Origin of the sequence: Nordella sp. HKS 07 (assembly GCF_011046735.1) — a bacterium.
Taxonomy (GTDB): Bacteria; Pseudomonadota; Alphaproteobacteria; order Rhizobiales; family Aestuariivirgaceae; genus Taklimakanibacter.
The window spans coordinates 6539642-6551912 of record NZ_CP049258.1 but is presented as its reverse complement, the minus strand read 5'-3'; the positions used below and the strand labels follow the sequence as shown (position 1 = coordinate 6551912).

Below are 12271 nucleotides of genomic sequence, written 5' to 3'. Positions count from 1 at the left end.
CGCTTTAAAGTGAATTCAAAGCAAGCTATCTGGGGGTAAGGCCCAGGAAAACTAAGGCTTACCATCATGCGCCTGCCATCCCTCAATGCCTTGCGCGCCTTCGAGGCGGCGGCGCGTCACCAGAGCTTCGCGCGCGCCGCCGCTGAGCTCCACGTCACCGAGGGCGCGGTCAGCCGCCATGTCAAGCTGCTCGAGGAGGAGCTCGGCCTGCCGCTCTTCATCCGCCGGCCGCGCCAGGTCGAGCTCACCGAGCATGGCCGCAAATTGCTCCCGACCCTGACGCGTGCCTTCAAGTCAATCGCCCAGGGCTTCGCCGATGTCGCGGCCGAGGCCCCGAAGCTCAGGCTCCTGAGCCAGCCGAGCTTCTCCATCCGCTGGCTGATCCCGAGACTCGATCGCTTCCGGGCCAGCCATCCCGGAATCACGGTCAATATCACGACCGGCCTCTATGAATGGCCGGAGGCGATCGGCGGCGGCTATGATCTCGTCTTCGGCTGCGGCCCGGATTGTCCCGAGGGCTTCGAGGCGATGTTCGTCGTACCCGCCACGATGACGCCGGTGTGTTCGCCGCGCCTGCTCAAGGGCCGCAGCATCGGCGCACCCGGCGATCTCGCAGGCTTCAATCTGCTCCACACCACGCCTGACCGCCGCGACTGGAAGATCTGGCTGGAGGAGTTTTCGGTGGGCGATGTCGATGCGATGAGCGGCGAGACCTTCCCGGTCCTCGATATGGCGATCCAGGCTGCGGTAATGGGGCAGGGCGTCGCCATGGGCGAGCTCACCTTGCTCGGCCATGAGATGGCGAGCGGCGAGCTCGTCTGTCCGCTTCCCGATATGGCGCTGCGCCGCGCCTCCGAGGACTATTACGTCTATGGTCCTGCAGTGCGCTGGAACAAGCCGCGGGTGCAAGCGTTCCGGAAATGGCTCGAAGCGACAGCGAAGGATTAGAGCGTGATGCGTTTAGTTCGGCCTATCACCCTCACCCTGAGGTGGCCGCGAAGCGGCCCTCGAAGGGTCGCTTCATCCTGATGGATGCTTCGAGGCTCTCCCGGCAAAGCCGGGAGCGCACCTCAGCATGAGGGTGCTTTGAGAAAGGCGATTCCTTCTAAGCTCACCACGCGCTAACTCTTCGCACCCGCGGCCGCGAGGAGCTTTGCGATGTCGCGATAACCCATCTTCTCGGCATGCTTGAGCGGCGTGACGCCGTCCTTGTCGGCGAGATTCACATCGGCGCCGGCCTCGATGAGGAGCTTGACGATCTCGACATGCGTAGGTCCCCCATCCGAGAGGATGATGGCCTCGAGCAGCGCCGTCCAGCCGAGGCGGTTGACATGATCGATGGCGACACCCGCCTTGATCAGCTCACGGATGACCTCGATGTGGCCGCGTTCGGCGGCGGGGATGAGGCCGGTGCCGCCGAAGCGGTTGACGCTCTTGAGGTCGGCGCCCGCCTTGAGGGTCATGCGCAGGATCTCGATTTGGCCGGCGGCCGAGGCATAGAGATAGGGCGAATCCTGGATATTGTCCTTGGCGTTCACATCGGCGCCGGCGGCGATGAGCGCGCGCGTGGCATCGATCGCATTGGCATGGGTGGCGGCGAGAAGGGCGGTGCGCTCGGCCTGGTCGCGGGCATCGACGCGCGCCCCCGCTTTGAGAAGGGCCTCGATGCGCGCCACGTCGTTTTTGGCGGCGGCCTGGTGGAGTTCGGGTTCGGATGCCATTGATATAGCCGTCATTGTTGTTGCGAATATCAGCAGGGTAAAAAGCCGCGTGACGGCTCGGAATACGCGCATGGGATCTTGCTCCTTCGCGCCGGCACTGTGAGCAAGATTGTGGCGATAAACGATATCTGCGTAGGCCCGGTCAAGTGATTGTGATCTGATAGTCAGTTTCCGAGTTCATCTTCCCTCGCGTCTCGCCATGAAGGCCAGCTTCTCGAACAGCGACACGTCCTGCTCGTTCTTCAGAAGCGCGCCATGGAGAGGCGGGATCAACTTGCGCGGGTCGCGCTCGCGCAGGGTCTCAGGCGTCACATCCTCATTGAGGAGAAGCTTGATCCAGTCGAGCAGCTCGGAGGTCGACGGCTTCTTCTTGAGGCCGGGTACGTCGCGGATGTCGTAGAAGATGTTGAGCGCCTCATGGACGAGCTTGCCCTTGAGGCCGGGGAAATGCACATCGACAATGGCCTGCATCGTCTCGCGCTCGGGGAATTTGATGTAGTGAAAGAAGCAGCGACGCAGGAAGGCGTCAGGCAATTCCTTCTCGTTGTTCGATGTGATGATGACGATAGGGCGTTGCTGGGCGAGAATAGTCTCGCCCGTCTCGTAGACGAAGAATTCCATGCGATCGAGCTCCTGGAGGAGATCGTTGGGGAATTCGATATCGGCCTTGTCGATCTCGTCGATGAGAAGCACCGGTCGCGGCTGGTGGGTGAAGGCATCCCAGAGTTTCCCGCGCTTGATGTAGTTGTGGATGTCATGGACGCGCTCGTCGCCCAGCTGCGAATCGCGCAGGCGACCCACCGCGTCATATTCATAGAGCCCCTGCTGCGCCTTGGTCGTCGACTTGATGTGCCATTCGATGAGGGGGATCTGCAGCGCTTTGGCGACTTCCCGGGCCAGCACCGTCTTGCCGGTGCCGGGCTCGCCCTTGACGAGGAGGGGGCGCTCCAGGACGATCGCCGCGTTCACCGCCATGGTCAGATCGCCGGTCGCGACATAGTCCTTGGTGCCTTCGAAGCGCATGGAACTCCCTTTATCCGCCGCGGAAGGTCATAGATCACGATGAGTTTGGATTGAGTCAATCCAAACTCATAAACGTGATCGATTTTTATATGTTAGCGCGGGATTCTCGCGAAAAACCGGTGCCCACTTTTTCGCATCCCGCGCTGACGCCTCGCTCCCGCATCTGCAAAGGCACGGTCTTTGCAAGGGTGTCACAATATTCGGGCAAATGGCCCGAATTGGGAAAAAGCGTTCCGAATCATGGTGATGGAACGGTGGGAATTGGCGTGTGATCAGCCCCTCTTTGGCTATTGTCGAAGCAGGCCCGGATCGCTATAAGCCCGCCGCACCAAGCAATGCAGTCGATCTTGTGAGGCCGGAGATGGCGGTTGAAGTCGAAGAAGACTACAAACCAAGAGAAGACGAACCGTTCATGAACGAACGGCAGCGGGAATACTTTCGGGTCAAGCTGCTCAACTGGAAAGAGGATATCCTGAAGGAAAGCCGCGAGACGCTGGCGCATCTGCAGGATGACAATAATATCCTCCCGGATCTGGCCGACCGGGCCTCGACCGAGACCGATCGCTCCCTGGAACTCAGGACCCGCGACCGTCAGCGCAAGCTCATCTCCAAGATCGACGCGGCGCTGAAGCGCATCGAAGACGGCACCTATGGATATTGCGAGGAAACCGGCGAACCGATCAGCCTGCGCCGGCTCGACGCCCGCCCTATCGCCACCTTGTCGATCGAGGCGCAAGAACGCCATGAGCGGCGCGAGCGGGTCTATCGCGATGATTGATTGCGGGCGGCGATCCGCGTAGTTTGCCCGGTATGAGCTGCAGGCAATTCGCCCGACACGGCTATCATCACGGAAACCTCAAGGAGGCGCTGATCGCGGCGGCACGCCGGCTCATCGCCGAACATGGGCCGCAGGGCTTCACCCTCAACGAGGCCTCGCGCACCGCAGGCGTCAGCCCCAGCGCCCCCTACCGCCATTTTCGGGACCGCCATGCCCTCATCGAGGCGACCGCCGAGGAGGGCTTCAAGCTGTTCCGCGAGAGGCTGCTCGCCGCCACCGAGGGCGTCTCATCGCCCTATGAGGCGCTCGCGCGCATGGGGTCGGCCTATTATACTTTCGCGCTGGAGGAGCCTGGTTTCTATCAGGCGATGTTCTCTTCCGGCCTGCCGGCGGTCGGCGCTTCGGTGACGGAAGCGGGTGAGCGGGCCTTCGCCGTGCTCGAGGACGCGGTGCGCCGCCTGGGTGCCAGGGAACATCAGGTGCGCGAGCTCACCATCAAGATCTGGGCGCTCACTCACGGCATGACCGGCCTCATCACGTCATCGGCCATTTCGTCCGAGGAGGCGGGCCGGCTCGCCTGCAGCGCCGTCGAGGCGCTGCTCAAGGATGGCGGCATCGCCGTGCCGGCGCGGACGGTTGATCCGGCGCCCGCGCGCGCCGATAGCTCACCCGTTTCATGAGCAGAGGGCGGCAAGTGCCGCCATAGGCTCAATAATCCCAGACCCTTATTTTTCTTGCCTCACTTCGTAACGTCAGTCCAGATCGCCGTATAAAGCTTCTGGATCTCGGGCGGGCAGGTGTGCATGAAAGTGCCGCCGCTCGCGAATTTGGCCGGTATGTCGACTTCCGGGGCGCCGATCATGTCGGCCGGCATATAGGCTTCCGATCCCTTGATGCCATTGCCATAGCGCGCGAAGGCCGAAATCATCGCGGCATTCTCGGGCGCCATGATGAAATTCTGGAAGAGCTTGGCGTTTTCGGGATTCTTCGCGTCCTTGAGCACCGAGACATTGTCCATCCAGATCGGATAGCCTTCCTTCGGATAGCCATAGACCAGCTTGTCATTCTGCAGGCGCGCGCGGAATGACCAGCCGTTCCAGTTGACGCCGGCCGCTATGTCTTCCTTCGCGTATTTCTCGGCATTGGCATAATCCATCGAAATCCAATAGGGCTTGGCCGCGATCAGCTTGTCGCGGACCTTCTTGAGGATCTCCTTGTCGCTGGTGCAGGGCTCGCCGCCGACATAACCACCGCCAGATGCATGACATCCATCATCTCGGGCACGACATTGACCTTGCCCCGGAGTTCCTCGGGCGGATCCATGAATATCGCCGAGGTATTGGGATCGCCCTTGTAATACTTGGTGTTGACGAGGACGCCGGTCGTCCCCCATTGCCACGGCACGGTGTAGTGGCGACCGGGATCGAAATAGACATCGACCCAGCGCGGGTCCATGTTCTTGAAATTCGGCATCTGGTCGGGGCGGGTTTCAAGCAGCAGCCCCTCCTTGATCCAGATCGGAATGAACTGCGCAGAGGGCACCACAATGTCAAAGCCGTGCCCGCCGACGCGAATCTTGGCGAGCGCGGTATCGTTCGAATCATAGTCGGTGACCGTGACCTTGACGTTGTAGGTCTGTTCGAACTTCTTGATGAGTTCGGGATTGGTGTAGTCGCCCCAATTGTAGATATTGAGCTCGCCATCGGCCAAGGCCGAACTCCACGACGCCATCAGCCCGAGGCCGAAGACGCAGGCCCTCGAAATCCACTTCATGATGCTTCCTCCATGTCAGCCCTTACGGGCTCTTGTTTTGAAACTTACCCCCATTCACTCATAAATAATAAGGCCGTCGGGCCTCTTGCGCCCGACAGCCGCTGCACGCGTATCTTGGCCCGACGGGTTAGACCCGGTCGTCGGGGCCGTAGTCACGGTCCGGATTGCGCAATTGCGGGTCACCGCGCTCGACGGTGCGCAGCACCGGACGCTTTTCGCCGAAGACCGGCGGACGCGGCGCGGCACGCATTGTGACCGGGTCCTCGACCGGGGCCCGCGGCGCGCTGCGACCGGCATCGGCGCGCAGCGGCGGGCGGGCGAAGCCCTCGTCGTAGTCGCGGTCGAAGGCCAGGGGAATCCCGGACTCGATCACCACTTCCTGGGCGCCGCCAATGAGCACGAGATGCTCAACATCGTCGCGGCGCACAAGAACGAGGCGACGGTCCTTATCGATCTCATAATACTCGCTGATGCCAAGTCTGGCGCCTTTGCCGCCGCGCACGCGACCGCCCAAAGCGCGGATGACGACGAACAGCAGCACGAGTACCGCAAGCACGATCAGAGCCCCCACGATATAGCTCCAATATGCCGTCCAGAATTCCATTTACGCCTCCTGCTAGAAACGCCGTGGCGGTATCCTATCATGAATGATGGGGGCAGGGGCCAGCGAATATTCGCCCTGTACTTAAGGCCTGCGGCTTCGGATTCCCGAATGATTCAAATCGCCTATACTGAGACGATTCGCGGGATGGGGAAGTTGCGGCGACGATGACTGACGCCGGAAGCAAGCAGACGGAGGTCAAGGCCGGGCCAATGGGCGCCACCCGCAAGGGCTGGCCGCTTTTGTCGTTGTTCCTGGCCATCCTCCTGGCCGTGGCCTGCGCCGCTATCGCCTGGAAACTGAGGGCAAGCGTGCCGGCCTGGCTGCTGGTCGCGGGCGCCGTCTTGGCCTTTCTCGGGCTCGTGGTGCTCTTCGGCTATCTCGCCGGCATCGTCCATATCGGCCCCTCCGACCGCAACCAGGCCTTTTTCAATGGCTTGGTAGACGCGCTGGGCGATGCGTGCGTCGTTACCGATCAACGTGGCCGCGCCGTTTATGGCAATGCCGCCTATCTGAAGTTCGTCTCGGCGGCGGGCCTTACCCGCCTCGTCGGCATCGAGAATCTCTATGCCGGCTATCCCGACCTTGCCCAGAATATCTACCGCCTGTCGCAATCGGTACGGGAAAAGCGGGCGGCCAGCGAGGAGATCCGCCTGAATGCCGGTTCCTCCGCCCCAGGCGCCAAGCCCGACCGGCCGGTCTGGATCAGGATCAGCGTCGCGCCCATCGAGGCGCCGGGCAGCCCCGGCCACGCGCTGTGGCGTCATCAGGATATCAGCGCCGACCGCGCCAAGCAGGAAGCGGCTTTCACGCATCTCCAGTATATCATCAACTATCTCGATCAGGCGCCGGCCGGCTTCTTCTCGGCCGATGCGGAAGGCCGCATAGCCTATATCAACGCCACGCTGGCCGAGTGGCTTGGGCTCGATCTCGAAGCGACGACCGGCGGTGCCTTGACCCTCAAGGATGTCGTGTCGGAAGCCGGCGAGAAGCTCCTGACCCGCATCGCGCCCTCGGGCCAGGCGACGCTCACGGAAGCCTTTGACATTGACCTTATCGCGCGCGACGGGAGGAGCGTCCCGGCGCGTATCATCCACCGCACCGGTCATGACCAGGACGGAAGGCTGCAGCCGTCGCGCAGCCTGGTCCTGCCGCAGCCGCCCAAGGGAGCGGAAGCGGGCGCCAGCCAGCTGTCCGACGCGCGGCTGTCACGCTTCTTCAATACTGCTCCCATCGGCATCGCCGAGCTCGACAGCCGCGGCATCATCCGCAACGCCAATCTCGCCTTTCTGGCGCTCTCGCCCGAGGCCAAGCGCGGTGCCGCGCTCGAGAGCCTGGTGGCGCCGGCGCAAATCGGCCTGGTGAAGGAGGCGCTCTCGGCCGTCGGCGGGGTGGGGCCCAAATCCACCCATGTGGACGTATCGGTGATCAGCGATCCGCCGCGCTCCGTGCAGTTCATGATCGCGAGCCACAGCGAGGCGGAGGCGAGCTTCCTCGTCTTCGCGCTCGATATGACGGAGAACAAGTCGCTCGAAGTGCAGGTGGCGCAGGGCCAGAAGATGCAGGCGATCGGCCAGCTCGCCGGCGGCGTCGCGCACGACTTCAACAACGTGCTCACCGCCATCATCGGCTTCTCGGATCTGCTGCTCGCCAAGCACCGGCCGACCGATCCGGCCTTCGCGGACATCATGAACATCAAGCAGAATGCCAACCGCGCCGCCAATCTGGTGCGCCAGCTGCTGGCCTTCTCGCGGCGCCAGACCTTGCGTCCTGATGTACTCTCCCTCACCGACGTGATCGCCGATCTCGGCAATCTGCTCGGCCGGCTATTGGGCGAGAAGGTCGAGCTCAAGGTGGTGCACGGGCGCGATCTCGGCATGGTCAAGGTCGACGTGAACCAGTTCGAGCAGGTGATCATCAATCTCGCCGTCAATGCGCGCGATGCGATGCCCAATGGCGGCACGCTGACGGTGCGCACGTCGAATGCGGCGGTCAGCGCGCTGCAAACAGGCGGTCTGGCGCTGCCGCCGGGCGACTATGTGGTATGCGAGGTTCAAGACACCGGCACCGGGATCCCCAAGGAAATCGTCGACAAGATCTGGGAGCCGTTCTTCTCCACCAAGGATGTCGGCAAGGGCACCGGGCTTGGGCTCTCGACCGTCTATGGCATCATCAAGCAGACGGGCGGTTTCATCTTCTGCGACAGCGTGGTGGGCAAGGGCACCGTCTTCCGCATCTATCTGCCGCGCCATTATCCGCTGGCCGCCGCCGTCGAAGAGACGCGCGAGGAGAAGCCCGAGGCCAAGCGGGCCGACCATACCGGCAAGGGCACGGTGCTCCTGGTCGAGGACGAGGATGCGGTGCGCGCCTTCGCCTCGCGGGCACTCGCCTCACGCGGCTATACGGTGCTCGAGGCCGCATCGGGCGAGGAGGCGCTGGCCATCGTCGCCGAGAAGGGCGGTGAGATCAGTCTCGTCATCTCCGACGTGGTGATGCCTGAGATGGACGGGCCGACGCTGCTCAAGGAATTGCGCAAGCGCGGCGTCATGATCAAGATCATCTTCATATCGGGCTATGCCGAGGATGCCTTCGAGAAGAACCTCGAAGGCGAGGAAGATTTCGCTTTCCTGCCCAAGCCTTTCTCGCTTAAGCAGCTTGCCGAAGCGGTCAAGACGGTGATGGGGAGCTAGGGTTTTTCACATGTTCAAGCCATTGCGCGCTTTGGCGCAGGATCTCGACATCGGAGCCGTAACGGCGCAGGCGCTGGTCGAAACCGCGCTGGCGCGCATTCAGGATCCTTCCGGCGAAGGCGCCCGGGCCTTTCTCAGCGTCGATGGCGCCGCGGCGCTCGAGCAGGCGCAATTCTATGACCGGCAGCGCAAGGCAGGCCGGCCGGTGCCGCCCTTCGCCGGCATTCCGATCGGCGTCAAGGACCTGTTCGACCTCAAAGGACAGGTGACGCGGGCGGGCTCGGCGGTGCTCAACAATGCCCCGCAGGCGAAGGCGGACGCTCCCGCGATCTCCCGCCTCAAGGCGCAGGGCTTCATCGCCGTCGGGCGCAACAACATGACAGAGTTCGCCTATTCGGGCGTCGGCCTCAACCCGCATTACGGCACGCCGCGCTCACCCTATGACCGCAAGACCGGGCGCATTCCGGGCGGCTCGTCCTCGGGGGCGGGCGTCGCCGTCGCCGACGGCATGGTGCCGCTCGCCATCGGCACGGATACCGGTGGGTCGTGCCGCATTCCCGCTTCCTATAACGGCGTCGTCGGCTACAAGCCCTCGACCGGGCGTATCCCGACAGACGGCGCCTATCCCTTGTCTAAGACGCTCGACAGCATCGGGCCCTTGGCGCGCACGGTCGACTGCTGTGCGCTCGCCGATGCGGCCCTTGCCGGTGATTGGGACGGTCATATCGCGACGCCCAGGCATGAATTGCGTTTCGCTTTGCCGCGCAGCTATTTCGCCGACACGATCGACGAGACGGTCACGGCCGACTTCGCGCGCGCGGTGGCCGATCTGCGCAGGGCCGGCATCCTGATCGAGGAAGTGACGCTGGATGAACTGGCGCAACTGCCGGCGCTCAACGCCAAGGGCGGCATATCCGCCGTCGAGGCCATCCTGCATCACCGCGCCCAGATCGCCGAAGTGGGGGCGGGCTACGATCAGCGGGTGCGCCGGCGCATCGAATCGGGCGCGCAGATCTCGGCGCCCGATTATGTCGAGATCCTCACCATGCGGCGGCAGCTCATCGGCCGGTTCAACCGGGCGATGACCGGCTTCGACGCGCTGGTGATGCCGACCACCTGCAATGTGGCGCCGCCGATCTCGGCGCTCGAGCGCGACGAGGAGTATCTGCGCCTCAATTTCCTGTCCTTGCGCAACACCTTCACCGGCAACTTCCTCGACTGCTGCGGCATCTCTCTGCCGATGCACCGGGAGGGCGAGGCGCCGACCGGCTTCATGCTGATGGCGCCGCATGGTCAGGACCAGCAGATCTTCGCCGCGGCGCGCGCGGTGGAGAAGGTGCTGGCGGGGCGGGGATAGCACCAGGCCGCCGTTACTCCCGCGGTCTCGGCAACTCGACGCGCACGACGAAGCCTTGGGCGTCGTTGATCAGCCTGATATCGCCGCCATGGCCGAGGATCACATCGCGCGCGATGGTCAGCCCCAGGCCCGTACCGCCGGTCTGGCGATTGCGCGAGGCTTCGAGCCGTTGGAAGGGGGCGAAAGCGCGCTCGGCCTGGTCGGCCGGTATGCCGGGCCCGTTGTCGCGGACGTCGATGATGAGGGAGGCCGTCGTGTCGGTGAGCGACAGCTTGACTTCTCCGCCATATTTGCAGCCATTGTCGATGAGGTTGGTGAATGCCCGTTTCAGTGCCACCGGGCGACAGGATAGTTGCGCGTGATCGGGCCCCTCATAGGCCACCTTGTGTCCGTCATCGCTGAAATTATCGGATATGCTGATGAGAAGGCTCGCGACATCGACGACGCTGTGGGGCTCGCGGTGGATGTCGTCGCTCATGAAGGCGAGCGAGGTTGAAACCATCGTCTCCATGTCGGAAATGTCGGAGAGGATCTGGGTGCGCTGGGCCTTGTCCTTCACGCATTCGGCATAAAGCCTGAGCCTGGTCAGGGGCGTGCGCAGGTCGTGCGAGATGGCGGCAAGCATCTGCATGCGCTCGTCGACGAATTTCTTGAGGCGCGCCTGCATCTCGTTGAAGGTGCCGGCGATCGCCGCATATTCCGGCAGCTTCATGCCGCTGATCGGAGTCATCTCGCGCTCGCGGCCGAGCCGCTCCGCCGCGGCGGCGAGCTGGGTGACAGGCTTGACGATACTGCGCGCCATCCAGATCGAAAAGGCGGCGACGAAGAAGAGCGTGCCGACGAGACCCAATATGTTGCGCAAATAATGCAGGGACGAAACGCCGGTTTCGTTCGGGCCGATCAGGAGCCAGCTGCCGTCGCGAAGACGCAGTCCGATGCGCAGATCCGCGACGACGAGGCTGTCGCGCGAGATGAGAGTCTCGGTGTCCATGGCGGTCGGGATTTCGGTGATGACCGCGACATTGGTTTTGACCGCCTGCTCCTTGAAGTCCTCGGTCTTGACGAGGATGTCAGCGGCTGGAAGGCCGAGCTTGCCCACCAGCGCGCTCTTCACCTCGCGCTCGAGCCGCGTCGGGTCGTCCTGCGCATAATCGGGCGCAACGCCCGTCAGGTCGAATGTCAGCCACCGGGTCAGTCCCGAGCCGGTGAGGGCGGCGAAGCGGTCGCCCGCGGGCACCGCCTCGGCGATATTCCTGGCATCCCGGCTGGCCTCAGCCAGCCAGGCCTGGTCGACAATCAGATAGCCGGGCGGCGGAAACACATAGAAGAGCAGGGTCTCGAGGCTCTGCACCGCGACCGTCGTGGCGACGATGAGGATCGCAAGCCTGGGCGCCAGCCTGAGCCTGGACCAGAGGGGCAGCTTCATGGCGTCACGGGGGCGCCGGCGGCGGTGACGGCCGCGGTGAAGAAATAGCCGCCATTGCGCACCGTCTTGATGAGGGTCGGTGCATTCGGATCGCCCTCGATCTTGCGGCGCAGCCGGCTCACCTGGACATCGATGCTGCGGTCGAAGGCGAGGCTGACGCGGCCGCGCGCCAGATCGAGCAACTGGTCGCGGTTGAGGACGCGCTGCGGGTGTTCGACAAAGGCGACCAGGAGATCGAACTCGCCGGTGGTCAGCTCGGTAAGCGCGCCCTGCGGCGAGAGAAGCGAGCGGCGGCTGGTGTCGAGCGTCCAGCCGGCAAACTGATAGACGGCGCTGGCGAGACGCTGCGTGGCCAGTGGCTGGCCGTTGGCGCGGCGCAGCAAAGCGCGGATGCGGGCCAAGAGCTCGCGCGGATTGAACGGCTTCGTCACATAGTCGTCGGCGCCGAGCTCGAGGCCGACGATGCGGTCGGTCTCGCTGTTGCGCGCGGTCAGCAGGATGAGGGGCATGGCGCTGGTGTTGCGAAGTTTTCGGCACAAAGTGAAGCCGTCCTCGCCCGGCATCATCACATCGAGCACGATGACGTCGAAGCGGCCGGCTTCCATGGTCCTGAACATGTGTTCGCCGTCCGACGCCTGGGTCACCCGCATGCCGTGTTCGCCGAGGAAGCGCGCCAGCATGGTGCGAATCTGCTGATCGTCATCGACAATCAGAATGTGAGGCTTGGTCTGCTTTATCATGGCGCGCACCAGCTCATGAGAGCGCGGCGCGACGCCCGCTTGGTAATGTTCTGCAACATAACGAAACCCGCTCGAAACTCTCTCGTCAGGATTGCCCGCTAGACAGGCGCTACCGTTGTTCACAAGGAGCGTCCATGCCTTCCCGCATCGCCTGCAAGAAAT

At 63.4% G+C, this 12271-nt stretch carries 10 protein-coding genes and 1 pseudogene; 5 read left to right on the top strand and 6 right to left on the bottom strand.

Features of this window, described 5'->3' with window-relative positions:
* Positions 1–66 precede the first annotated feature (66 nt).
* Complete coding sequence (locus G5V57_RS31040) at positions 67–948, top strand: LysR substrate-binding domain-containing protein (protein WP_165172644.1); 882 nt, start codon at positions 67–69, stop codon at positions 946–948.
* A 173-nt stretch (positions 949–1121) separates the two neighbouring features.
* On the opposite strand, the gene G5V57_RS31035 is transcribed toward G5V57_RS31040, so the two are convergent.
* Positions 1122–1721 carry an ankyrin repeat domain-containing protein gene (locus G5V57_RS31035; protein ID WP_246737432.1) on the bottom strand — a complete coding sequence of 200 codons (600 nt, stop codon included), beginning with the start codon at positions 1719–1721 and terminating at the stop codon, positions 1122–1124.
* 177 nt (positions 1722–1898) lie between these two features.
* A complete protein-coding gene (locus G5V57_RS31030) occupies positions 1899–2744 on the bottom strand; it encodes a MoxR family ATPase (protein ID WP_165172640.1) in 846 nt (281 codons plus the stop codon).
* A gap of 361 nt (positions 2745–3105) precedes the next feature.
* On the opposite strand from G5V57_RS31030, the gene dksA reads away from it, so the two are divergent.
* Positions 3106–3522, top strand: a complete 417-nt coding sequence (gene dksA / locus G5V57_RS31025; protein ID WP_165172638.1) for an RNA polymerase-binding protein DksA — start codon at positions 3106–3108, stop codon at positions 3520–3522.
* A 32-nt stretch (positions 3523–3554) separates the two neighbouring features.
* Positions 3555–4202 (top strand): TetR/AcrR family transcriptional regulator, encoded by a 648-nt coding sequence (locus G5V57_RS31020; RefSeq protein WP_165172627.1) that lies wholly within the window; start codon positions 3555–3557, stop codon positions 4200–4202.
* 59 nt (positions 4203–4261) lie between these two features.
* Here G5V57_RS31020 and G5V57_RS31015 read toward each other — a convergent pair.
* Both G5V57_RS31015 and G5V57_RS31010 read right to left on the bottom strand, forming a co-directional pair.
* A pseudogene (locus tag G5V57_RS31015) lies at positions 4262–5295 on the bottom strand (extracellular solute-binding protein).
* 127 nt (positions 5296–5422) lie between these two features.
* Positions 5423–5899: a flagellar biosynthetic protein FliO gene (locus G5V57_RS31010; RefSeq protein WP_165172625.1), complete on the bottom strand. Its 477-nt coding sequence runs from the start codon at positions 5897–5899 to the stop codon at positions 5423–5425.
* Between the two features lie 164 nt (positions 5900–6063).
* On the opposite strand from G5V57_RS31010, the gene cckA reads away from it, so the two are divergent.
* Both cckA and G5V57_RS31000 read left to right on the top strand, forming a co-directional pair.
* Positions 6064–8586 carry a cell cycle histidine kinase CckA gene (gene cckA, locus G5V57_RS31005; protein WP_206530126.1) on the top strand — a complete coding sequence of 841 codons (2523 nt, stop codon included), beginning with the start codon at positions 6064–6066 and terminating at the stop codon, positions 8584–8586.
* 10 nt (positions 8587–8596) lie between these two features.
* Positions 8597–9943: an amidase gene (locus G5V57_RS31000; protein WP_165172623.1), complete on the top strand. Its 1347-nt coding sequence runs from the start codon at positions 8597–8599 to the stop codon at positions 9941–9943.
* A gap of 13 nt (positions 9944–9956) precedes the next feature.
* On the opposite strand, the gene G5V57_RS30995 is transcribed toward G5V57_RS31000, so the two are convergent.
* Positions 9957–11369 carry a cell wall metabolism sensor histidine kinase WalK gene (locus G5V57_RS30995; RefSeq protein ID WP_165172621.1) on the bottom strand — a complete coding sequence of 471 codons (1413 nt, stop codon included), beginning with the start codon at positions 11367–11369 and terminating at the stop codon, positions 9957–9959.
* The gene (locus G5V57_RS30990; RefSeq protein WP_165172619.1) at positions 11366–12109 is read right to left on the bottom strand and encodes a response regulator; all 744 of its coding nucleotides are present in this window, start codon (positions 12107–12109) and stop codon (positions 11366–11368) included. Before G5V57_RS30990 ends, G5V57_RS30995 begins: the two co-directional genes overlap by 4 nt.
* Positions 12110–12271: the final 162 nt, after the last annotated feature.